The following is a 21,649-nucleotide window of genomic DNA, read 5'->3' as shown; positions in this document are numbered from 1 at the left end:
CTACTATTAAGGCGTGTATGCATCGATGTGATACACAAACGAGATTTTTTCAGGTGCAGGGAATCCAGCTCCAACTGCACGTAACACAGACTGGATAGGTTCTTTTTTGTCGTATGCTTCCAAGAACAAACCTGGTTGGAAGTTGTTTTCAAGTGTTGGGCCAAGTAAATACTCCCCAACTCCTTCGGATAGCATGACAATACGATTGACAGGCATTACTTCTTTACGAACAATATCGCCTGTGTAGATGTCCTTGTACTGCACGAAACGATCTGTGATGACTTGTACAGGCGGTAGACCATACGCTTCAAATACGGCATTTGCTTCCGCTTGTGACGCTCGAGTAGCGCCTGCAGCACGTCCCGCTTCTGCAATGACAACTGCATTACGCAATAGCTTCTGGTTCAGTTCACGCGATACCCACATGACGTCAGGCGCTTTTCCGTTCGCTTCCGCGTACTTCTGCACATGCTCGTCCAGCATCCCGATTACATCAAAGTCAGGAGTATCCAAGTCTTGACCGACTGACAGTGCCACCTTATTAGTTTCAGGAACACCAAAGTCAAAGTTTACCTTTACATTGTTCGCATCGTAAGAATGCGTGCCACGTGTTAATGCTTCCATCTTCGCAACGAAAATCAACTTGCGCAGACCGTTTAGCAGGTCGATATTTTTCACCGTGATCTTCTCAATGATTGCCCGCTGTTCTGCATCATTACGAGCTTCATTAATGGATTGCAATTCTTCGTAAGTGACGATGTCCTTTAGTCCAAAGTATGCAATCTCACCCATTTTAGATGCCACCGCATTGCGGTCAACGACAGGCGGTTCTGCACCGTACCCGATATACGCTGCAATGTATTGATTGTTTTTAATGATGTCATAGGCGAAGCGACGGTCATATGTGTTTACAGTCGGTAAAAACCGATCTGCGATTGTTTCGTTTACGTCCTGTTCTGTTAAATCCACTAACGCTTTAAGCGCTGGCTTTTGAAATAATTCTAAATGCGTAATACCTGCCATAGTAAAATTCCTCCTTCAATTCTTCTTATTGTTTGATGTGTTTAACATAGCGAATTTGCGGGCTTGTAGCCGCTTTGAATGCCGCTGTTACTGTATCGGGTAGTTTCGCGTCATAGACAGAACCACGAATGAGAACTTCTCCGACCACGATATTCGTTTTTCCATCGCAATTCATATCGATGTTCAAGATGGAGAATTCGTCAAAACCTTCCGGCACTGCATCCACATCGTCTTTGTATGGCTCAAAAAAGCCTGTTGTCGTATTGCGTGCGATTGGTGTTCCAACAGGGATATACACCGCTCCAAATTTTGCCGCGTCTAATGTAGCGCCACCCTCAATGAATTGAAAATGTTCAGAAGCGAGAATGTTGAGTCCGCCACGGAACTCCGTAGTAACTGTTTTGCCTGTGTATGGCATAGTAATTCCTCCTTTAGATTCGTTTATTTTGTTTTAACTGCTCGTACATCGCTACACCCACGTTATAGCCGTCTGGCTTTGGTGGGTTGTTATGCTTTTGCCCTGCCCCTGGTGTATGTCCGGCAGGTGGTGGAGTTGCACTTCCCTCATCGAATAGATAACCATCAGACTCTTTCAAGGCTGTTAGTTGGTCAGTCAATCCAGTCAGCTGTCCATCTTCACCCAACTGAATGACCTCGCTGTCCAGTAATGCACGAACAGCACGTGGATTACGCGCTTTATTCAATAGCAACGCTTGATCTAGTTCGTAGTTCAACTTGGTATTCGACAGCTCCACATGATATGCGTTTTTCGCATCCTCATTCGCTTGTTTTAAAGCGTCAATAGTCGATTGCAAATCTGCATGACCTTCTGCTTTGCCGCGCAAATCCTCAAGCTGTGTATCACGGTCGGTTAGTTGTGTCTTGTACGAATCGCGTTCCGACTGTGCACTTGTCAGTTCGTCTTTCGTAGCGTTCACTACTGTTCCGTGTGACTTCATTACAGCTTCTATTTGTTCATCAGTAAGTCCAAGTGCTTTGAGTTCTTCTCTTGTCATTTTGCATATCTCCCTTTACGTTGTTTTACGAGTTTACGAACTCGATAAGGTTGCACGGTAACGCTGTGCGAGCGAATTTAATGCATAATAAAAAGCCCTGTTTATAACGTCTATTGGCTAAAGACAAATTTATTTGTATTCGAAATCGGCTGACTCTACATTTGCAAAGTTGATGTTTCGACCGCTGACTTTTCTCCATCCGTGCTCGCCAACTTTTTCGACAATCTCTTTTACCCTACTAGCTTCATGACCGCGTATTTCCGTTGTCGCACCACTCGCAAATCGCAAAGTCGCTACAAGTTCTTTCGGTTTTTCTTCTTTTAGTTTTTCGATCATCTTCAAATAACGCGATCCCTCAATGAAGAAATCTCCATAACTTCTTGTTTCTACTTTGCAATAGGGGTTATCAGAATTAGAAAACGATTGGTTTATACCGGCTACTTCCCAATAATTAATCCCCAATTCATCAGCTACAACTTGAAAAATATCTTCTACTTTACTCATTCGTCATCCTCCTCTTGCCATTCAATAACTTCGTAATCATCGTGAATAATGATGTTGTTTTCAGAAATAGAAGCAATCAGATCGTTCGTTTCCTTCTCGACTATATTAATAACTCTCATGATTCTTCATCTCCTTTTCTCATCATACGTTGCAACTCTTTATACTTCTTTGACTTCGATCGCTTCATACGTTTAAAAGCCCCTAACGTAGCAGGAGCATCATCACCCAACTTCGCCACCATACGAGCATAGGCTTTCTTTTCGTAGTTATTCTTACGGTTACTCGCCTGTTTCTTATCATAAGCTTTCTTGATATTGTCCGGTCGTCTATCCTCTTCAGGATTAAACGCTTCAGCTCGTTCAATATCCGCTTGAACATAACGCTCATCCAGCGAATCCTCGTCATACTCTTCCACATAACACATGCAGTTAGGATGATAAGGAGGAGTACGTTCTTCATTCAGTGGTTGGAATCGCTTGTCTTTGCCAGAAATAGAAAAAACCACGCCCCGATGAGCGTAGCAGTGTCTGCATGTAGGCGTTACGCCATTAATAATGACTAGATCCTTGCCGTTATCTTCAAACCAGTCCACTCTGCCGCGATTCTCCGCGTTTTGCATGTTGGTTCTGGTGACGACTTCGCTGTAAAAATCCAACGGTAATTTCTTACCGTCAACAGTCGTAAAGGACGTCATGCCGTACTTATCAAACGTCTCCACTACCTTCGCGGTAACCTTACGCTTTTTGGATGCACTCGCTACACCTGCCCGCAATTCGTCCTGCACTTCGCCTAGCGCTTCGATGATGGACTTATTGGTATTTGCCTTTGCTGTACGGATAGCCGCCTTTAAATCGAGCATGACGTTGTCTGTCAGTTCGGTTACTGCATAGAGACTTGCACCTAATGCCGCGCCACCTGTACCTGCTAGATACGATTGCATAACGATGGGTGGAATGACGTCTTCAATTACGATGCCGAGCTTGTCAAACAACGCGTTGATCTTGTCCATTGCCGCCTGTGCGTGCGTTTCGTCTGTCATGTTGTAACTGGTGAGAATGAACAGGATCTCGTCTTTCAGTTGACGGATGACTTTAAGGAGTTCTTCGTTCATGGGTTATCGCCTACTAATGCTTTCGCTAATACCAGTCCAGCCGCTTAATCGCTGTGTTTCTTTTTGTAATTGTTCCGAGATAGTTCCGGTAATAGATCGAACTGATTCTTCTGGTTCTGGAACCACGATAGTCGGACGCGTGTTCTTTTCAATCTTCTGCAATGATGACGCAATACTTTTCAACGACCGGTCAATGCTCTTTGCTGTTTGGTTGTCCATCTCTATCACTCCTCCGGTTCACATATCGTCATTGTTGATTCGATTGGTTCGATGTCGCCCATTTCAAACTCCATATCTACACCAAGACGCTCAAACACGCCGTTGATGTGAGCGATATCTTTCTCGTCTGCTTTTTCATTCACTAAATATGCAAGCGATTCGGTAATAGCCTTGAATGTTTTTGTATTTTCAATATCAATTGCCATTTTCGCCACGTTCTCCACTCCTCACATTGATGCTGTATTCTTTCTTAACTTCCTTAACCGCGAAAACGAAAACAGTAACCACCCAAAAGAAAAGAAACATGAAGCCAACCATGAAAAGAATCGCAATGAATAGAAATAGGTTGATGGCTAGATTAAGCATTGTCATCATCTCCACCAAACGGATAACGACTTGAAACGTTCAGGCTGTCCACGACTTCTTTCGTTGCATCTAACAGCATTCCGTCGGACCAATCTGAAGCCCTGTGGTCGTCGCCACCTACAGCGAATAGGACAGCGCTTGTGTAACCAAAATAATCAGAATGCACGACATACAGCTTATCGTTTCGTTCGATGATGAAATAATCATCAGAATTCCATTCTCCGTACACAATGCCGTTTTCTCTTGTGTGATGATCTGCAATGAATTTCAGACGTTCGCCCTTGGTCATTTCTCTGATATCCTTCATTCCTCTTCATCTCCAATCGGATTCATATTCTCATCACGATTACCGTAGAAGTTCTGTAACGTCTGACGTCCACGCTCTAATGAAAAGTTGTCATCTGTTGAATGCTCCGCCTCTACTCTGGCAAGCTCCTCAAGCACCCAATCGTCCGATGCTGTCGGGTTATTCCTACGAATCGTTGTCTCAAGTGACTGCGTACCATCTGTATACGCCTTGTTGTTCTCGTCCACCAATTCCTTGCGACTAATCGGAATCATCGACTTGATCATGACTTCAGGCTCTTCAATTTGAATGGCTGAATCTTGCTCGTGCTGAATCCATAATGCCGCTTCAAATAACTGTTGCAAGAAATAGATATACTCCTGTTGGATCTGCTCCGCTTTGAGCAACGAAACGAACAAGTCATAAAACTTTGCGACACCAGATTGTGCAGCGCCTTGTGATCCGGCAATATCCGAATAGAAGTCAATCATCTTTTCAGACGTCTGCGTTTCCATGAGCATGAGCTTGACCAAGTCTTTAACCCATCCAATGTCTCCAATTTTAGTAACATCAATCTGGATGACTTGGAGCGCGTTGCCCTTCTCGTCCATCGTTGTAACTTCTAAATCTCGGCTGTCAATACGACTGTCATCGCCATATCGCTGCATAGCTTTATCCTGTAACGCCTGCATGATTTCAGTTGTCACCGCAATGCGCGGCTTACCGTTACGCTCAAACGTGATAGAATTCCGCGTTAATGTCCAGTTAACTTCATCCTGTTTACCCTCTTGGTTGCGCAAGCACGATGCACCCAGTGGGTTGATAAATGTCTTTTGATTCGGCCAGTAGATAATAAACGGACGACCACGCCCTTTGTACACCTTTTCCAACTCATTCATGCCGAGAATCAACTTAGTTTCATCGTCAGGCAGTTGCTTTGTTTCATTACTTGCGTTCAATTCAAACAACATATGACTGGAGTGTAAATCCATATCACCGCTTGCATTGCGCTCCACACGCTCCCTATACACTTGCAGATAGTCCTTGTCGTCCTTTTCAATGCGATACACCAAGTCCACGCCCATGCCATCTTCATGTGGGTAGTAGACGTCGCGCGCTTTAAATTCAATGCGTAATCCTGCATCATCGAGCCACGGCACACCCACTAGACCGCCATCGACTTGTTGCTGTACGATGTTGCCCCAATGTTCAAATGCAAGTTTCGAGTTATTTTCAATCTGTCGTATGACTTCCTGTTGTGCATGAATAATGCGACTAGACTCTGAACCGTCGCCAGGACCTTCAATAAAGTCGTCTGTTTCTTCGTTGACTTCTTCATTCGCAAAATCATCAGGTGAAAACGACGTTTGAATACTACCAAGTGAACGACTCACAAGCATGGCCGGAACTTCGGGAATCAGCTTACAAATGTTCGCGACAATATACGGCGTCTTGACGTTTGCTGTCTTCGGCACACCATTAATGATGTTGTCGACGATCTCGCCATTCTCTATCAGTTCTTTCGCACGCTCGAATATCTCCGAGTGCCTGCCTTCGTATAATTTACGGTAGTAGTACACATTGCCGTGCAATTCCGTCACGGTCTTCTCGTCAAACTTTTTCCATTCTAGCGGCATGTTGCCCCTCCTTTATAAACGCGAAAAAGGCAAGGTCTCATAGACCTCACCCTTACCAAGCAGATGCGCTGCTAATAGTCGCTTTACTTCTGTCTGTCAGTATTTCCGCTAATCCAGTTGTGGCATCCGGCGCGTCATCGTGTTTGTTCTTTCCTTCGCGCTGATAGGCGTGCATAGCCTTGTAATATTCAGGCCATTTATCCTTCCAGTTTTCAGGATAATAGATGTGATCCATTACGAATGATGCGTTAGATAAAATCCGCGCTTGCTTGTTCTTCGATTGGTGGAACCATTTGACTGCTGTTTTACGCGTCTTATGCTTTTCCCACATAATCCGTTCGACGCTACGAGCATAACCGCGTCCACCGTTATTGGATTCAATCAATGCATAGTTCACTTCATTCTTTACGAGCATTTCAGCATTAGACTTCTCGGTTACTTCCATCGCTTCTTTCGTGTACAGAACGTCCACCATGTATAGTTCACCATCGAACGTTTCTGCAGCCGCTAATGAGCAAAGGTAATCCGCGCCTGTATCTGCTGTATCTGTATAGCTTACGATGCGTTTGATTCTCGGCATCTCGGTATACGTCTTGAACGACGAATACAACCGTCCTTTAATATCAATCGGGTTTTGGTTGTAGTTGGCTTCTGCTATATCAATGCCCATGGCTTTTGTTTTACGCTCATATTCCTTCTCGCTCAAGATATCATCACACAACATCTTGCCGTCTACTTTCGCTTTCATGTTGACATGTTTTAGTGAGTAGCCAAGTTGAGGGAGTTCAGCGAGTGCTTTGCCAGCTAGATCGTTGCTGTTCCAACGCGTCATGATAATAATGATTTTACCGCCTGTTTCTAATCGGGATAACATCGTGTTCGTGAACCAATCCCAATGACCTTCAAGTACACGATCGTTGTAGGCTTCACCCGCATTCTTAATCAAGTCATCAATGATGATGTAGTCAGCACCGAACCCTGTAGCCGTACCTGTAGGAGAAGTAGCTAGGTAGTTGTTGTAGCCACCCTCTAATGCCCATAGGTTCATCGCGCCATCCCCATGCTTAATGCGCGTATTTGGGAAGATGTCAGCGTATACCACTGCATCCTCTTGTGCTTTTACTTCTGAAATTGTATTCCGAACGTTCTTAGAAAAAGTTGTTGATAAGGTTTCATTGTAAGAACCTGTCATGACTTTCAATTTAGGATTGCTACCCAATAGCCATTCAACGAACTTTCCTGCTGTTCGGCTTTTCCCATGGCGTGGTGGCACGTTTATCACTAGAACGTCTTGGTCATCTGATTCAGCGAATGATTGCATGACGTCAGCTAATTCAATTAGAAAGTCTCGATCTCGCTTGTAGAAGTCCCCAGCGGTTAGATTGCAGTAGTCAAAGAAGTTGCGTCTTGAAAGTTCCATCTTTGCACCAAGTACAATGTTCTTCATTTGCCATCAGCTAACTTTCGTAGTTGTTCTTCTGTTAATCCTTCAAATGGATTGTGTGTGGCGATACCGCCTGAATGCTCAATGTCTTTCCTATCTCGCCATTCATTCGGTTTACGATTCTTCAACCAGAAGATTTGAGCAGTGGTATCTGGAGCCACTTCTTTAGTAACCGTCTTAGTTACCATCAACACTTCTTCAAACTCACCTGTTTCAGGATTGAGTTTATCTCCAAGCTCTCTTGTCACTTCATCGTATTGATAGCCAAGCGCTCGTTTCAGCAATGCATTCTCAACTTGACGGTCCACAACTTCTTTCCCTCTTTTTAAGGAGTCCGATATGTCCGAGTACTTCTTTTTCCATTCGTTCAGCGTGGAGCGACTAATACCGATGTTTCCGGCTATCTGTTCATCAGTCAGCCCATCCCTAGCCCATCCCTCAATCTTGATAAGCCCTTCATCTGTAATCCATTCGGCATACTTACCACGAGCGCCTGTTTTCTTCTTTTTAGCAGTCACATCGTATCACCTCATTATGTTAGTCACTTCGTTTATTTTTAGGCATAGAAAAAGCACCCGAATGAATCAGGCGCTCACTTTCCATATTCGTCATATTCTTTTTCGTATTTATCAATTAACTCCATTGAACTTAATGCCAATTCTTCCGCTTTCTCATGCCATTCGTCTATACGATTATTTTTCTTATAGCTATGGTAATCTGATAAGTGAGTGAAATACTTGTCAACTAATCGATACCACTGAAGACTCGTTTTTGCAGACAACTCACTGGCCCAAAGTTCATTCGCATCGTAAAATTTTTCTACTTTTTTAACGTCGTCAATTTCAGGGTAGCTTTTTACATAGCTTTTAAGGTTAGCGCCAAATTGTACGATTTTATAAATCTTCCAGCTGTTCACTACTATTTCGGGGATTTTTTCTGCATAGTTCATCTTTCTTTGGTTAAACAATGTATATTGAACACCTAAAAAAGTAATTGTTCCGCCCAGTACTGCTCCCCAGAAAGCTATTATACCTGCTAGCACAGTGTCTTTATCTTGATAAAATTCACTTAGAACTCCTGTTATAATTAAAATATCTAACAGTACAACAGAAATTAAAAGAAAAAATGGTATTAAGACACTTATATATGACGATAATTTTTCCATAAATTCACCCCAATTTATATTACAACAAAAAAGGTGAAAATTCTTTAAATATCACTCGTTATGTACGGGGCTGCTGGGATGCAATTCATCGTACGAACGCACCCCTCCTTTAATGGTTCCCCTCATATATGGCATGTTCGTATATCATAGCGTATATCATGAATCTTATTGAACGCGGTCTGCAATCTTCTTTTTAGCACGACGTATAGACTGCTGCACCATACTTTTACTGACTCCTAAACCTTCCGCAATATCACTCATGCTTTTCTTTTGCCCCTTATGCAATAGATAGCACTGACGCTCCCGTAGAGAGAAAGAGGAAAGGATGTCGGCAAGGATTATCTTCTCTTCCCTGGTCATGAATAAATGCTTTTTGTTTATATCGTTTTCTTCACGTAGCTGCGCTTCCAAATCAGGTAGCCAATCCATATTTTCATAGGATCTCTTTTGATACACATTACTCTCTTCTGCTCCACGATAAGTCCCTGGTTGACGTCCTGTCTGCATCCACTCCAAAGAGTACGACATGGATTCAATCATAGAATTGAATTGCTTCAAGTCTTGCATATCTAGTGGATTCTCTCTGTCTAGTTGATCCGCTTTTCTTCGTAATTGCTGCCGTCCATCTGTGTACTCTTGTATCAACTGATCCGCCCAATCCAGCATGTGAGTTCCCCCTCTTATCGTTGTCTGTATGCTCCGCCTTTTTTCCGTCCGTACGTAGGTCTGTTAGTCCCCATCAATTCCGCTAGTTCCCGCTCACTCAACCGCTCATTCCGCTTCTTGCTTGTCCTAATATCCTTTTGCTCTATCTCTCGTTTAACGGGCTGTACGAGCCCTTTTTCAAAGAGCTGTTCTTGTATGCTTTTATTCCCTTCACCCCTTTCGGCAAAATAAAAAGGACACCAAGAAACAGCGAATAAACGCTATCTCCTGATGTCCAGTCGGTTCTTCCGTAGTGGACTTATCTATTCAATTATTATTTCCTTGCACTCGTATCCTTTCGCTTTTCACGATGTCCAACAGTCGCCAATTCTTCCAAACTAAGCAATCCTCTCCAAACTCTTTTGCACTCATCGGAAAACGCTCACCATTTATTTCTAAAACCACTTCATCTTCTTTTCGTTCTGCTGTTCTTCCCACAGGACCCCTCCTTGTGTTAACATAATGTCAGCCATGACGGGGAGAGATTCCTGTCTTTTTTTAATTCAATTTAATAATGTTTAGTACCGTCACAGATCCGTCTGGAAGCTTGCCGTTGTCACCAATGTTTTTCCTGACTCTATCCATGAAGCCCTCATCACTCATTTGTCCTTCCGTCTTAAATTCCAAATACCCGTAGCCGTGCTTAACCATGTCGCTGTATGCATAAGAAACATAAAAATGATTCACCGCGCATTCCCTCCTCTCAATTCCCATACAACCCAAATTTCCGCTGCTCAATCTCGCCCTTCATCTCCTGATCCATAACGAGCAATGCCACACTCCGTCTATTCGTTTTTAACTCCCTAGCCAAGTCATTAATCGGCACACCGTCATCCCACATTTCGCGAAAATGAAGTAACTCACTTTCTTTCCATGTCCATTTGATTTCAATGTCGTCCAAAATCAAGATTGTCGGTTCGTTTCTCGCGCTGACCATTCGGATTCTCCTTTCAATGCTTGCCGCGCTCTGTCTCCGTTATCGGACAAGATATTCAAATAGCCCGTGCCGACCAATTCGCCGCTTGAAGTGTGCTGCTTATCTGTATAGGTTTTACCGTCTGCATAAAACTCCAACGCTTCCCGCAGGCGTGTGTTTTCTTTTCTTGTAATAACGTCCGCTGCCTTTAATTCTACAAGTCTACTTCTGAAAAAATCTTTCTCGTATTCCAATCCCTGCGCTCGTTCAGCTTGTTCGAAAAGCCAATCGAAATCCTCGTCTTCCAAACCTGTGCCACTATTTTCTATTCTGTCAAGCCGCTCTGCATTCGTTTCAGTTGTCATTTCTATTCATCCTCCTTGCCACATTTCGCGCATACCTTAACTGCTGAAACATGTACGGATCATCATAGTTACCGCCAGATGATAGCCAGTCCGCTATGCGTTGGTGTAAGTCTTGTACTACCGATAATGGTAGTTGTTCTTGCAATTTATTAATTTCATAGATTGGATTTAGTTCCATGGTGTAACTCCTGTTGTCTATTTATTTTTGCTCGCTCTTTTCAACTAGGCAAATTCATAGTATTCTGCTGAAAAGGAGTGATGTATATGTTTTGCACAAAAGAAATTAATCGCTTGTATTATGATGATTTAATGTCCTCTGGAGAAATCTCCGAATTGTTGGGGTGTAGCAAAAGCCTTGTCCGAGATCGCTTATATCGTGAAATGCGAACGCGAGAAGAAGCAGGAAGGATCCGCACTATCAAATGCTATTACGGTTACATGCCCAAAGTGTTTAAGGACATGTACAAGGAAAATCGGAATAATTGAGCCGCTTATTGCGGCTCCTGCGCTTTATAATCGGAATGTGCATCAATCTACTTCTGCAACTTCTACTTCAACAAAGTCGAAATTCTTGCTAATGTTTGTCCAGCCGAAGTTACAAATTGGATCTTCGCCATATTTATCACGCATAAATTCTTCGTGCCTCTTAAACAAATCAATTTGCGTTTGCTTATCTTTATATCTCGTCGCTCTTTGTAAATCATCAGTTAGATGATCTACTGGTTCACGATGACTTAAATACATAACTTTGCCTTCGTATTCCTTTATCGCTATTTCTGGCTTTAGTTGCAGCACCCACGCTTCTTTCATAATTCATCGCTCCTTTCTTGTTACACATTTTCTGTCTACTGCCTACCCCTCATAAATCCAAATACATACGCGGTAATAAAGATCAAGCCGCTTGCCAGATACACTTCTGTCATTCCTTTTTCCTCACTTGCTCTTCGATTTTTCTTTTAACGTTCTGCATCACTTCGTTATTTGCAAGTTTTGTATCTTCATGCCCTCGCTTCCAACCGTCAAAATGACCATTTATATATCCTTTACGATTCGCAAATATCACACTGGCTGTCCAAAATGCTCCAATGATGATGCCTGCTAGAGTCATATCGCTCAATTAATCACCCCTAAGTAATCCAATACATATCCTCGGCCGCTTTTCACTAATTCGCACTGCATAAAGAAAAACGGATGCGGAATAGATTTTCTTTCACCTTTCTGAGCGCCCTCCCAATACGTTTCTAGCAACGGGAATGGCAGAAGGTATATTTCATCTAGTTTTGTAAAAGAGACCAATAGAAACGACCGTGCACCTTTCTGGTGCCATGATTTCAGTAATTCGTACTGATGCACGGAAATGTTGTTGAGTGGGAAGCTCGTTCGGTTGGATGTCTCTTTTGCATCAAAAATAATGGCCCTACTGTCATAAACCCCAGAATAATCCACCCACTCGCCTTTTTGCGTGTAACCTGTGATAGTTTTTCCGTGCTGCTTCATGATTTTCACTGGAGTAGGAACTTTTCGGATGTCCGCTACTCCCTTATTTTGATATTGCTTATTTGTCATATCAATCAGACTCTCCAGTACCGCTCCACGATTTGCGTGTGATCGACTATATGGTTTCCTCATACACTCACCTTTTCCTGATACTCGATTTCTTCATCCAACGTAATCTGCCGTTTCAAGAACTCTGCTTCCGCCTCGTCGTGTTTCCGTTTGCAGACCGGACCGAACCCGACTTGGATGCTCTCCGACGTCTTGAGCGGTTTGTTGCACCGCTTGCACTTTGACATGATGTATCTCCTTCCCGTGGTATACCGTTTTTGTTTACTGCTTCGCTAGGTATGGAGGGCTTGGCTTTGACATCAACGCGCCACCCCTCTCTTTTCAGCTCTCTAATTTCACGGGCATTTAAGTCACCGTGGATGTACAGCTTTTTCTTGTGATCGACCTTGAACATAGTTAGCACCGGATCACCCCTTTACTAAATCATCCTCTTTCACAAAAACACCGTTCACCATCTCACCTTTCCGGTCTTTGATTTCGTTGTAAGCCATCTGCACACATTCCTCGATAGCGACACCTTCTTGCATAGCGAGTATCGTCATCACCACGAACATGTCTCCCAACGCGTCCTTCACTTCGTCTGGTCGTGATTTCGCCAACCCTTGGCACAACTCACCGAATTCTTCCCCCAGTTTTAGTGCTTGTTTGGTGCTGTCGGCTGTATCTAACCCTCGGTAGATCGCCCACGTTCTGATTGCGTCTGTTAGTTGCTGTATGTTCAATTTACTTTTCCCTCCTCTTTTAGCCATCCGTCAAATTCTCGATTCGCGCACTTTATGCATAAACGACTGGTACTGCAATAACTGTGTTTTTGTACCGTTTCCTTGCAACCGCAGATCCGGCATTCAATTTCTTTTGATACATGACGCGCTGCTTCCGCTTTGATTGCTCGTATAGCCTTACTGGTTCCACTTCTGGTTTTCAATGTCATAACTACCACCCTTTCAAAGTTTCATAGTCTCAAAACGGCAAATCATCATCTGTGACGTTAGGCGGCACATCATACCCCTGTGCTTGTCCACCGTAACCACCTTGCCCTGTCTGATAGTTCGATTGAGTATTTGTCTGTCCGTGTGTTTCCGTCGGTTGTGGAGCTTGCTGTGAACTATTCGGCTGTACCGAACTGTTGCCCCTTGGTTCAAGGAACTTAATGCTGCTCGCAATGACATCCGTTGTGTAAACTTTCGAACCGTCCGACTTTTCATAACTACCAGTTTGGATATGGCCTATGACCGCCACTTGCGATCCTTTGGTTGTGTACTGGTTTGCTAGTTCGCCAGTTTTACCGAACATGACTACGCGGATAAAGCTCGCATCGTCTTTCTTGTATGGATGATCGACCGCCAGCGTGTTCTTTACGACTGTGGTATTACCGTTTATTACTTCATGTTCTCGGACCCAGCGGCCGATTAGATTTACTGAATTCATTTGTTGACCTCCAGTAGTTCAGGATTTTCGCAAATGTTGCCGATGACTTCGCAGTGATTTCCATACTTGTGATCAGTCAAGAGATTGATAACCATATCTTCTCTAACCTTTCCATCCGGCATATTAAATCTTTCAGGAACTCTTTTGTAATAAACAAAGCAACCATCCACGAACTTTACTGATGATCTTTCTTTATGAGGGAAAAATTGAATAACATCACCTTCATATATTTCCACACCATTTTTGTCTTTTAAGCCGGTGTATTGCATGAGAACATAATCATATTCAGCTGTCATTCCTCCGCGATACGGTTTATCCGGAATCCAAAGGCAGGTGCTTCTTTTGGTTTTTTCGATTAACAGCCGCTTCCACGAAATCATTTCTTTGCGTTTTTCTAACCACGCTCTGAATTTAATCTCCCTCATGCCGTCATCCCCTTCCTCATAGCCATAGCCGCCTCTGCCTGTTGCAACTTGATTTCCAATGCGTCCATTTCGCGTTTAATCTTCTGCCAGTCGACTTTATCTGGCATAGGAACCGTGTAGATCCCGCTGTTGTTAGTCCACATCGGATGCACCTTCTTTCAAGCGCTCGATCTGAATGTCATCAAAACTGACATCACTCTCTGAGTAATTACTACTCACCCAAACACTCGGCTTAACCTCAGTTAAATCACGGTCAAGTGTTTCGCCTGTTCGACTGTCATAGATTCGATGTGTAGGTTTCATTCGTCTGCACCTCCAAACTCGATGAAGGATTCCGTTGGGTAGAAACCTGTAAGCACTCCGTCTTTATAAAAAACTCCTAGAGCGTCAACGTGATCTACGTATTCATTTTTGAATATACCTATATCTCCTTCTCTGAATCCGCCCACTTCCCGACCAATAGACTTCCACGCTCTATATTCTTTTTCGGCTTTGATCTCTTCTGATGTGGCGTGGCGAATATGGTGAACGTAATTCCAATCCAGTTGGCCATTTTCCCACTGAGCAAATACTTTTTTACCTTCGATTCTTTCTATTTGTGCAATCCATGCACCATCTTCATATTCGCAAGCGACCCAATCGCCAACCTCGAAAGTCTCTTCGACTTCATAACCGATCAACAACGCTCTTGCCATATCTGCCTGATCTAAGCCGTTAAATGCTCGGTACGGGTTGCCATTTCTCCAGCCGCCTTGCTTTTTCATTGCTGTGGCGTGTACATCCAACAGTGCGGCTTTATCACCGTTTCTCTCACAAAGCCATTTTTGTATTGCGTCTGCTTGTTCTGGTGTCAATTTGATTTTTCCTATCACTCTGCATCCTCCTAAAACTCAATGTTCTTTATCCGTTTATCCGTAGTATCTTCAAACTTGATCACATACGTATTTCGCAATAGCCTGGAAACCGTCTTAGCGTCGTACATGCGCCCTAACGCTTCGCGGTTTAAGTTAGACGTGAAGATGGTGGGCTTGTCCTGCCTAGAGTCCGCTATACCTTTCAGAATCCGCATCGTGTAATCAGACGCGGTTTTTTCTGTGTTCGTCGAGCCAGTTTCTGCTCCCAAGTCGTCCAACACCAAGAAATCCGCTTTTGATAACAGTTGAATGAAATACTGTTCTGTGTAGATACTTTCACGATTGTTGAAGCTGTCTCTCACTCTGGACAGCATTTCATCAATGTCGATGAACAAGCACGACCTGTCTTGGTTGTCCGTTTCGTTCATGGTCCGAATGATGCTCATTGCCAGATGGCTCTTACCGACGCCTGGATCGCCTTGCAAGAATGTGTTGAATACTTCACCTGCACGATATTGTTCAACTGCTTTAATGGCTTTTTTCTTATTGGCGATTTCTTCTATGTCTTTCGTTTCGTAATTTTTGAATCCAGAGTTGATCAGCGTCTTGTCTTTAAACAGTGACTTACTTTCGAGAATCGAATACTCCGCTCTCTTTTCTGCATCTTTGATCCGATACGCTTCTCTTTTCTCGAACTCTTCCGTGTCACGCTCAATCTCGCATACCGGGCATACTTCTTTGCCGTCAAACATAATCATTTGATGTCGTTTAGTTACTTCTTTACCAAATACCAATGTTGTGTGAGTGCAGTAATTAGAAGTTGACTCCATCCGCGTATGTTTTTGTAGATTTTGCATTACGTTTGTCATTACGTCCGACATTTTTCGCATCAGCTGCACTCCTTTCGTTCAAGTAACTTTCAAACTTGGTGCCGAATAGTGTGATTGGTCGTAAGAATTTATTCATCGAGCTATCGTTGATCCAGTCAGTACGTTTAGTGTCAATCACTTGTTCGAAGTCTTTAACACGGAAGCCTTCCTTCCACCTGGCACGAATCAATTCTTTTGTTTTAGCGGTTGAACTTCGATACTTCGTTGAACATTGTTCATTTAAATAATCAATGATTTGAGAGTAGGGAATGAGATCCGCGGTCTGATTCGGAGAATCGGACAATATGTCTTTATCTCTTTCTAGTTCTAGTTCTTCTTCTAGTTCTAGTTCTAGTTCTATTGCGTTACCCTGCGTTACAGGTAACGTTACATCCTTTTGATTGCTTCCTAATCGTTGATTTTCACGGTGTTTAGCGACTCTTTTTCTAGTTTGTTCACGAATCTTTTCTAATCCAGCAACGTTCTGATGTTTCTCCCAATTTGCTATACTAATAAAGTGTTCGTCGTCTATTTCAATCATTCCGAAAGCCTTGAAAGTTTCTAACGCAAGTCTAATTGTATTGAGCGGTCTACCAAATATTGTTGCTAACATTTCATCCGTATAAGGGATGTTTTCGCTCAAGTAAATGTAGCCGTTGCCGTTTGTTTTGCCTGCTTGAGAAAGCAATTTAACCCAGATAATGAGGATGGTATCAGCGTCCGGCATCTGTTCTATCAACTTTATTTTTTCATCCTCAAACATCTGCGTACTCAGCTTTATCCATTTCACATTACTCATGGTCAATCACCTTTCTTTAGGGCACAAAAACAAGTTTTCCGGTTGCTGCTTGTACCTCTTTTTTAAATTCTTCTTCGTTTGAATTACTATCCGATAAGTGAAGTAGATGAATCTCTTGAACTCTTGATAGGTCGTTAGCTTTTAAAAAGACCAATAGGTTTTCCAGACTGAAATGCGACTGCATAACTCGTTCCATTAGGAATTCAGGAATACGTCCGCTCTCTACGTTTTCTCCCAGTATCTTTTGCGAGTAATTACACTCGATCATTAAATGTGTAAGTTCTGAAAATTTATACTTGATATAGTAGGTATCTGTTGCAAATAACAGCTTGTCACCATCCTGATTAGCGATTAGAAAGCCGAAAGGCTCTGCTGCATCGTGCTGGACATCAAACGGTAATACAGTCCACGTACCGACTCTGAACGTCTCTTTACATGGAACAGGCCGTATACGATGATGCTGAATGCCGATAGCGTCCGCTGTGCCTTGTGACATGTAAATGTCTAGCCCTCGGTTTGCAACGTCCTGTACTGCCTTGCAATGGTCTTTGTGTTCGTGTGATACCAATACGCCTGCTATATTGCTAGTTTTAAAGTTCAGCGCCTTTTGAATCGATTTGAATTTGATGCCGCACTCCAAGAGGAGCGAGGAATGGCCGTCTGTGATGTGATAGCAATTCCCCGTACTGCCTGTTGCGAGTGTTTGAATCGTAATCATTAGAATCCAGGCTCGTTTGATGTGACTGCTACTGGCTCAGGTTCTCTCGGTGTTGGCTTCTGCGTCGGTACCTCTTTTACAGGTTCGATGATCTCGCCAGTTGTCGGTTCAACAAAATCCAATACTTCTTTGTTCGCATTTTGGTCAATTTCATGCTGCGGATTGATTTCTCGTAAAGGTTTATCATCTTCAAATTCGTTTTCTGTCGTGCGATTAATTGCTCCAATGAATAGATCGCTGTCATCTGAAGTATTGATAAACGCTTTAGACGCTCGATTGATTACAGTTCGTTTCGCCATCTCTTGCGGATACTTGTTTTGTACAGTCTGCATAGATGATTGAGACCATGATGTTTGGATTTCTGCCATTGTCATGACTGTTAAGAATTGCACGCCATCGTCACGTTCGATGATGCAATACGCTCCGAGAATGTCTTCTTTCTTTCCGGTTGCCGCCATCCAGTCAACATTGTGAGATTTGAAAGCTAGTTGCCCTCTCTCGTTGTACTCCACGTTGAATTCTTCACCTTTCCAGATGACGTTAGCCCATACATCCTTTACACCGTTCAAGCGCTTTAGCACCGCTTGCGTGCCGTGGTATGAACGAGTGAACTGCATTTTGTCACCGTATACGATGAAGTAACCTTGATTCTTCGCTACACTCAATGCCTGGATCGCCATATCTTGAAGGGAGAATGCGACACTTTCAGGTGTTGCGCTGTCCATTAAGGATGTTTTCTTTTTGAAATCTACTTCTGTCAGTTTGAAGTATGCTGCTTGTACCGCATTCACAATGGAGTAGTTTTCAGGGATGTTAATCTGATTGTTTTCAACCATTGCTTTCACTTTGTTGGCGACTTTTGTCACCAGTTCGTTTTTCTTTTCAGCTGGTTGCATTTGTTGAGATTCTTGTAATTGGTTTGTCATTTATAATTCCTCCTGTTTTTATATTTCATTTAACCTCTTGCGTAAATGACCTTTCGACACTCCATCCACGGTGAAGCCTCATTTTTAAGGTGTTGTATTCGATACCTAATTGCTCTGCCCATTCAGGCATTGTCTGCGTTTTCCCTTCAAATATAATGAGTGGATTACTTCTTGTATTTCTCGCTTGTTCTTTTCGTGTCGCCCACCTACAATTTTCCGGATTGTAATTTCCATCGTTATCGATTCGCTCAATTGTTAAGTGATCCTCATACCCGTTTTTCATGGACCAATTATGAAAGGCTTCGTAATCCGACCATTCTTCGCATATCGAAATTCCACGCTTCCCGTAGTATTCGTAACTCTCGTTCTTTTCGTTTAAACAGCGACCTCTCATGTGCAGCCAAACTCTGTACAGCCTGGTCGCATTTCCCGCTCCTCCGGATAAGCCATGCTTCGTGTTCCTGGCAATGGTCAGCTCTCTTTTTAAACATCCGCAACTCTTTGCTATACCGCTATGCAAATTAGGATATCTTACAACTGTTGTGTTTCCGCAATCACAAACGCATTCCCAGCTCACGTTGTAATACTTGTCAACACCCACAAATTTTTTCACGGTTAGTCTCCCGAATCGCATTCCGGTTCTATCTATTCTTTTACTCACGACGCAACACTCTCTTTTTGCTGCTCAATCCGCAAAACTTTATCTTTTCCGCTCACCACTAGCGAAATAACTTGTGAATCTGTTTCAGCTAACTCAACTACCGCCTCGGCGTTGTCCACAAAGATCGGGACTCTGAAACCGTAATGATTTGATAGAGTTTGGATAATATCCAAGCCGACATTGATCTTCGCCGCATTGTTAAGTCCGGAACCATAAGGAACACCTTTATACGTCGTTTCACACACGTCAACCAGCGTTCCATCAACTTGTTTGTGAGTTAATTTAAAGCGTGCAATCTTGAATTTACTGTTGATTTTTTCATCCAATATTTCTACTTTGATTCGAGTAAATTCTTCAATCAGGAATAGTTCCTTTTCGACTTTCTCGAATTCCTTTGCGAGTTGTTCTTGCTGTTGTTCGAGTTCTGAAATACGTTTCTTGGACGCTTCCGCCTGTTCGTACTTTGCGATTTGTCCGTTTAATTCGGAGCGTTTTGCCTTTAGTGCAACTACTTCTTTCTCGATTTCTACAACAGCTTCAGTTGCGTTTGCCTCGAGGGATTTGATTTCGTCCTGGACCGTAGCCATTTCTGCAACCTTGTTCGTGTACTTAGGATTCATCCGGGCGTTCTTCACTTCATCGCGTAGCGCGTTGAGCTGGATCGTCAGCTTATTGATCGCCTCTTCTTTCTTGACGAGTTCGGATGACAGTTCCTCGATTTCTTTATCAAGTTTTACATTCTTATCGATAACCTCAGCTTTGCTTGCTGTCAGCGACTTTCCTCTTTCGTTGATACGTTCAAGTTCTTCTGATTTCTTTGTATTGAAAGTGCTGACAGCCTTATCTCTAGCGGCTTGTAAATCTGTTTCTGGAATAGCTTGTCCGCAGGTCGGGCACTCGCATTCTTCTTTGTGTTCATACGTTTTCGCATTTTCTTCATTCCACTTATTGCGAAGATCCGCAATTTCTAAGTCGAAACGTGCGATATCCTTTTTGTTATGCTCAACCACATAGTTGGCATCATCTAATTTCCTTTGCATAATCGCTTGGTTTGATTTCTCTTCTTGGATTTTCGCCTGAACTTGATATCCTTTTTCAGTCGCATCCGATTCCAGTTCACGCTTGATAGATTCGAGATCCATTTCAATCTGTCGCAAATCGTTCTTTTTATTCGTAACGGCCGAACCGTTTTTGATGTTGTTGATTTGAGTAGATGCCGCGTCAATCTCTTTTTCTACTTTTGCGATTTCTACTTCTATAGAAGAGACATCAATACTCCCTTCCGAAAGCATGTTATTAATCTCGCTGATTCTTGTCGGAATGCTTTTAATTTCATCATTGATTTTCTTCTTTTTAGCAGCAATCACTTTTTTATGGTCCTCGATTTTTCGACCATTCAGAATGCCGGTCAATTCTTGCAACTTTTTGTTAGCAGAAATAACTTCTTCATCAGTTAAATCTCCGGTAATGTCCAAAAGCACTTCTCGTCGCTTCTCCCACTTGAATTGTTCATTGAAGTAAGTGGGTGAAGTCAAAAGCTTAAATACCTCTTCGTCAATCAATTCTTTAATCGCCTCGTTGTACTTCTTTTCTGGTGTCGGAACCTCATCGATGAAGTATTTGTTTTTGTTTCCTTTAAACGTTGCTTCAAGTGCGTTTCTTTTTTGAGTCCAATCCTCGTAATGCACTTTTTTCAATACCAACGGGTGACCGTCTACCAGGAACGACGCTTCAACTTCGTGTTCCAAGTTGTTCATTTCTTGACCGTCAGACGTCAGTGTTTTAAGTGAGAACTTCGTTTGGTTTTGGCTGTTTTTATTGAACAAAAGCCACAAAAATGCATCGTACAAAGACGTTTTACCTGTTTCGTTATCCCCAAAGATTGTTGCATCGTTACCGTTTACGTTGAGTTCAAATTCCTTGATCCCCTTGAAGTTCTTCAATGTGAGATTCATCAATTTAATATTTTTCAAAATGTTCTCCTCCTTGTGATTTTCGGGATTCCGCGCTATAATAGCGCCAAGTAGTTTTATATGGAATCCCGAACTCGCTGCTCGAACAGCGGGTTTTATTTTTGTTCATTTTCCTCTTCAACTTCCCACTTCATCATCTCTGCGTGACAATCATTACAAGTCATCGGATAACCAACATCTTCACCCATGAACTCGCCGCACATTTGACAGACGACACCGCTTAAAGCCATTTCAGCATACTCACCCAATCAGATCGCCTCCTCAAAACGAATGATTTCCGCGTCTTTACGAATCGCATATACCTTCATGTGATCACCGTAATTGTTGTAATACGTTTGAGCAGCATCCAGTACACTGTCCTCAAGCGTCGTCACGTAGACCGAATCGATTTCTTGCATAAAGACTATTTCCCATTGATACGTCGTCATCTTCTTCACGCTCCTTTCTAAGTTGGTGACCGGCATCTTCCCACAATCGCCCAATCATAAATGCGATAATCGGAAGCATGATGGCGCAGATCAGTGCGTATTCGTATTCCGTCATGTCATCAACTCCTTTCTGTGATGGATGTGAATCCCATCAAGAAGACCAGGTCTACGAGTTTCCAATTCGCAGTGGAAATGATCCAATGGCTAACCAACCAACCTGAGCTTCTTGATAGGAGCCAAAGCTC

Annotated in this window: 38 protein-coding genes; all 38 read right to left on the bottom strand. The window is 42.9% G+C overall.

Features of this window, described 5'->3' with window-relative positions; genetic code table 11:
• Positions 1 to 6: 6 nt before the first annotated feature.
• Positions 7 to 1,023: a major capsid protein gene (locus tag CSV63_RS02960; RefSeq protein WP_099694477.1), complete on the bottom strand. Its 1,017-nt coding sequence runs from the start codon at positions 1,021 to 1,023 to the stop codon at positions 7 to 9.
• 25 nt (positions 1,024 to 1,048) lie between these two features.
• Positions 1,049 to 1,441 carry a hypothetical protein gene (locus CSV63_RS02955; RefSeq protein WP_099694476.1) on the bottom strand — a complete coding sequence of 131 codons (393 nt, stop codon included), beginning with the start codon at positions 1,439 to 1,441 and terminating at the stop codon, positions 1,049 to 1,051.
• A 13-nt stretch (positions 1,442 to 1,454) separates the two neighbouring features.
• On the bottom strand, positions 1,455 to 2,039 hold the full coding sequence (locus CSV63_RS02950; protein WP_099694475.1) for a phage scaffolding protein: 585 nt from the start codon (positions 2,037 to 2,039) through the stop codon (positions 1,455 to 1,457).
• A 129-nt stretch (positions 2,040 to 2,168) separates the two neighbouring features.
• Positions 2,169 to 2,543 carry a hypothetical protein gene (locus CSV63_RS02945; protein ID WP_099694474.1) on the bottom strand — a complete coding sequence of 125 codons (375 nt, stop codon included), beginning with the start codon at positions 2,541 to 2,543 and terminating at the stop codon, positions 2,169 to 2,171.
• On the bottom strand, positions 2,540 to 2,662 hold the full coding sequence (locus CSV63_RS16870; protein WP_255408898.1) for a hypothetical protein: 123 nt from the start codon (positions 2,660 to 2,662) through the stop codon (positions 2,540 to 2,542). The genes CSV63_RS02945 and CSV63_RS16870 overlap by 4 nt, the downstream gene beginning before the upstream one ends.
• Entirely contained in the window at positions 2,659 to 3,654 is a 996-nt protein-coding gene (locus CSV63_RS02940) for a phage minor capsid protein (RefSeq protein WP_099694473.1), read from the bottom strand. Before CSV63_RS02940 ends, CSV63_RS16870 begins: the two co-directional genes overlap by 4 nt.
• 3 nt (positions 3,655 to 3,657) lie before the next feature.
• Positions 3,658 to 3,873, bottom strand: a complete 216-nt coding sequence (locus CSV63_RS02935; RefSeq protein WP_099694472.1) for a hypothetical protein — start codon at positions 3,871 to 3,873, stop codon at positions 3,658 to 3,660.
• A gap of 5 nt (positions 3,874 to 3,878) precedes the next feature.
• Positions 3,879 to 4,088 carry a hypothetical protein gene (locus CSV63_RS02930; protein ID WP_099694471.1) on the bottom strand — a complete coding sequence of 70 codons (210 nt, stop codon included), beginning with the start codon at positions 4,086 to 4,088 and terminating at the stop codon, positions 3,879 to 3,881.
• The gene (locus tag CSV63_RS16415; RefSeq protein ID WP_158233897.1) at positions 4,069 to 4,239 is read right to left on the bottom strand and encodes a hypothetical protein; all 171 of its coding nucleotides are present in this window, start codon (positions 4,237 to 4,239) and stop codon (positions 4,069 to 4,071) included. Before CSV63_RS16415 ends, CSV63_RS02930 begins: the two co-directional genes overlap by 20 nt.
• Positions 4,232 to 4,546 carry a hypothetical protein gene (locus CSV63_RS02925; protein ID WP_099694470.1) on the bottom strand — a complete coding sequence of 105 codons (315 nt, stop codon included), beginning with the start codon at positions 4,544 to 4,546 and terminating at the stop codon, positions 4,232 to 4,234. Before CSV63_RS02925 ends, CSV63_RS16415 begins: the two co-directional genes overlap by 8 nt.
• A complete protein-coding gene (locus CSV63_RS02920; protein ID WP_099694469.1) occupies positions 4,543 to 6,162 on the bottom strand; it encodes a hypothetical protein in 1,620 nt (539 codons plus the stop codon). The genes CSV63_RS02925 and CSV63_RS02920 overlap by 4 nt, the downstream gene beginning before the upstream one ends.
• Before the next feature lie 52 nt (positions 6,163 to 6,214).
• Positions 6,215 to 7,609: a phage terminase large subunit gene (terL, locus tag CSV63_RS02915; RefSeq protein ID WP_099694468.1), complete on the bottom strand. Its 1,395-nt coding sequence runs from the start codon at positions 7,607 to 7,609 to the stop codon at positions 6,215 to 6,217.
• Positions 7,606 to 8,124, bottom strand: a complete 519-nt coding sequence (locus tag CSV63_RS02910) for a helix-turn-helix domain-containing protein (RefSeq protein WP_099694467.1) — start codon at positions 8,122 to 8,124, stop codon at positions 7,606 to 7,608. Before CSV63_RS02910 ends, terL begins: the two co-directional genes overlap by 4 nt.
• 74 nt (positions 8,125 to 8,198) lie before the next feature.
• The gene (locus CSV63_RS02905) at positions 8,199 to 8,771 is read right to left on the bottom strand and encodes a hypothetical protein (protein WP_099694466.1); all 573 of its coding nucleotides are present in this window, start codon (positions 8,769 to 8,771) and stop codon (positions 8,199 to 8,201) included.
• A 165-nt stretch (positions 8,772 to 8,936) separates the two neighbouring features.
• Positions 8,937 to 9,437 (bottom strand): sigma factor-like helix-turn-helix DNA-binding protein, encoded by a 501-nt coding sequence (locus CSV63_RS02900; RefSeq protein WP_099694465.1) that lies wholly within the window; start codon positions 9,435 to 9,437, stop codon positions 8,937 to 8,939.
• A 306-nt stretch (positions 9,438 to 9,743) separates the two neighbouring features.
• Positions 9,744 to 9,914, bottom strand: a complete 171-nt coding sequence (locus CSV63_RS16410) for a hypothetical protein (protein ID WP_158233896.1) — start codon at positions 9,912 to 9,914, stop codon at positions 9,744 to 9,746.
• A gap of 60 nt (positions 9,915 to 9,974) precedes the next feature.
• The gene (locus CSV63_RS02895) at positions 9,975 to 10,163 is read right to left on the bottom strand and encodes a hypothetical protein (RefSeq protein WP_099694464.1); all 189 of its coding nucleotides are present in this window, start codon (positions 10,161 to 10,163) and stop codon (positions 9,975 to 9,977) included.
• 16 nt (positions 10,164 to 10,179) lie between these two features.
• The gene (locus CSV63_RS02890) at positions 10,180 to 10,413 is read right to left on the bottom strand and encodes a hypothetical protein (protein ID WP_099694463.1); all 234 of its coding nucleotides are present in this window, start codon (positions 10,411 to 10,413) and stop codon (positions 10,180 to 10,182) included.
• Entirely contained in the window at positions 10,380 to 10,757 is a 378-nt protein-coding gene (locus CSV63_RS02885; RefSeq protein ID WP_099694462.1) for a hypothetical protein, read from the bottom strand. Before CSV63_RS02885 ends, CSV63_RS02890 begins: the two co-directional genes overlap by 34 nt.
• Entirely contained in the window at positions 10,747 to 10,935 is a 189-nt protein-coding gene (locus CSV63_RS02880) for a DUF6877 family protein (protein ID WP_099694461.1), read from the bottom strand. The genes CSV63_RS02885 and CSV63_RS02880 overlap by 11 nt, the downstream gene beginning before the upstream one ends.
• A 350-nt stretch (positions 10,936 to 11,285) precedes the next feature.
• Positions 11,286 to 11,567 (bottom strand): hypothetical protein, encoded by a 282-nt coding sequence (locus CSV63_RS02870; protein ID WP_099694459.1) that lies wholly within the window; start codon positions 11,565 to 11,567, stop codon positions 11,286 to 11,288.
• A gap of 109 nt (positions 11,568 to 11,676) precedes the next feature.
• Positions 11,677 to 11,874 carry a hypothetical protein gene (locus CSV63_RS02865; RefSeq protein ID WP_099694458.1) on the bottom strand — a complete coding sequence of 66 codons (198 nt, stop codon included), beginning with the start codon at positions 11,872 to 11,874 and terminating at the stop codon, positions 11,677 to 11,679.
• Positions 11,871 to 12,386, bottom strand: a complete 516-nt coding sequence (locus CSV63_RS02860) for a Holliday junction resolvase RecU (protein ID WP_099694457.1) — start codon at positions 12,384 to 12,386, stop codon at positions 11,871 to 11,873. The genes CSV63_RS02865 and CSV63_RS02860 overlap by 4 nt, the downstream gene beginning before the upstream one ends.
• Positions 12,383 to 12,550: a DUF6011 domain-containing protein gene (locus CSV63_RS16595; RefSeq protein ID WP_199203585.1), complete on the bottom strand. Its 168-nt coding sequence runs from the start codon at positions 12,548 to 12,550 to the stop codon at positions 12,383 to 12,385. The genes CSV63_RS02860 and CSV63_RS16595 overlap by 4 nt, the downstream gene beginning before the upstream one ends.
• A gap of 180 nt (positions 12,551 to 12,730) precedes the next feature.
• On the bottom strand, positions 12,731 to 13,045 hold the full coding sequence (locus tag CSV63_RS02855) for a MazG-like family protein (RefSeq protein WP_233191931.1): 315 nt from the start codon (positions 13,043 to 13,045) through the stop codon (positions 12,731 to 12,733).
• A gap of 238 nt (positions 13,046 to 13,283) precedes the next feature.
• Positions 13,284 to 13,751 (bottom strand): single-stranded DNA-binding protein, encoded by a 468-nt coding sequence (locus CSV63_RS02850; RefSeq protein WP_099694455.1) that lies wholly within the window; start codon positions 13,749 to 13,751, stop codon positions 13,284 to 13,286.
• The gene (locus CSV63_RS02845) at positions 13,748 to 14,176 is read right to left on the bottom strand and encodes a YopX family protein (RefSeq protein WP_099694454.1); all 429 of its coding nucleotides are present in this window, start codon (positions 14,174 to 14,176) and stop codon (positions 13,748 to 13,750) included. The genes CSV63_RS02850 and CSV63_RS02845 overlap by 4 nt, the downstream gene beginning before the upstream one ends.
• Positions 14,173 to 14,319: a pilus assembly protein PilO gene (locus tag CSV63_RS02840; RefSeq protein WP_099694453.1), complete on the bottom strand. Its 147-nt coding sequence runs from the start codon at positions 14,317 to 14,319 to the stop codon at positions 14,173 to 14,175. The genes CSV63_RS02845 and CSV63_RS02840 overlap by 4 nt, the downstream gene beginning before the upstream one ends.
• A complete protein-coding gene (locus CSV63_RS16405) occupies positions 14,309 to 14,479 on the bottom strand; it encodes a hypothetical protein (RefSeq protein WP_158233895.1) in 171 nt (56 codons plus the stop codon). Before CSV63_RS16405 ends, CSV63_RS02840 begins: the two co-directional genes overlap by 11 nt.
• A complete protein-coding gene (locus CSV63_RS02835) occupies positions 14,476 to 15,048 on the bottom strand; it encodes a hypothetical protein (RefSeq protein WP_099694452.1) in 573 nt (190 codons plus the stop codon). Before CSV63_RS02835 ends, CSV63_RS16405 begins: the two co-directional genes overlap by 4 nt.
• An 11-nt stretch (positions 15,049 to 15,059) precedes the next feature.
• A complete protein-coding gene (locus CSV63_RS02830) occupies positions 15,060 to 15,920 on the bottom strand; it encodes a DnaA ATPase domain-containing protein (RefSeq protein WP_099694451.1) in 861 nt (286 codons plus the stop codon).
• Positions 15,844 to 16,698 (bottom strand): phage replisome organizer N-terminal domain-containing protein, encoded by an 855-nt coding sequence (locus CSV63_RS02825; RefSeq protein ID WP_099694450.1) that lies wholly within the window; start codon positions 16,696 to 16,698, stop codon positions 15,844 to 15,846. The genes CSV63_RS02830 and CSV63_RS02825 overlap by 77 nt, the downstream gene beginning before the upstream one ends.
• Before the next feature lie 16 nt (positions 16,699 to 16,714).
• Positions 16,715 to 17,416, bottom strand: coding sequence for an MBL fold metallo-hydrolase (locus CSV63_RS02820; RefSeq protein WP_099694449.1), 702 nt, complete (start codon positions 17,414 to 17,416; stop codon positions 16,715 to 16,717).
• Positions 17,416 to 18,342 carry a RecT family recombinase gene (locus tag CSV63_RS02815; protein WP_099694448.1) on the bottom strand — a complete coding sequence of 309 codons (927 nt, stop codon included), beginning with the start codon at positions 18,340 to 18,342 and terminating at the stop codon, positions 17,416 to 17,418. The genes CSV63_RS02820 and CSV63_RS02815 overlap by 1 nt, the downstream gene beginning before the upstream one ends.
• Positions 18,343 to 18,367: 25 nt before the next feature.
• Entirely contained in the window at positions 18,368 to 18,955 is a 588-nt protein-coding gene (locus tag CSV63_RS02810) for a hypothetical protein (RefSeq protein ID WP_143565377.1), read from the bottom strand.
• A 44-nt stretch (positions 18,956 to 18,999) separates the two neighbouring features.
• A complete protein-coding gene (locus CSV63_RS02805; protein WP_099694446.1) occupies positions 19,000 to 20,976 on the bottom strand; it encodes an AAA family ATPase in 1,977 nt (658 codons plus the stop codon).
• 95 nt (positions 20,977 to 21,071) lie between these two features.
• Positions 21,072 to 21,224 carry a hypothetical protein gene (locus tag CSV63_RS16590; protein ID WP_199203584.1) on the bottom strand — a complete coding sequence of 51 codons (153 nt, stop codon included), beginning with the start codon at positions 21,222 to 21,224 and terminating at the stop codon, positions 21,072 to 21,074.
• Positions 21,225 to 21,404, bottom strand: coding sequence for a hypothetical protein (locus CSV63_RS02800; protein ID WP_099694445.1), 180 nt, complete (start codon positions 21,402 to 21,404; stop codon positions 21,225 to 21,227).
• Positions 21,405 to 21,649 lie beyond the last annotated feature (245 nt).

Source organism: Sporosarcina sp. P34 (assembly GCF_002743375.1).
Classification (GTDB): Bacteria; Bacillota; Bacilli; order Bacillales_A; family Planococcaceae; genus Sporosarcina.
The sequence above is the reverse complement of the archived record's forward strand: the minus strand, read 5'-3'. Positions and strand labels throughout refer to the sequence as shown.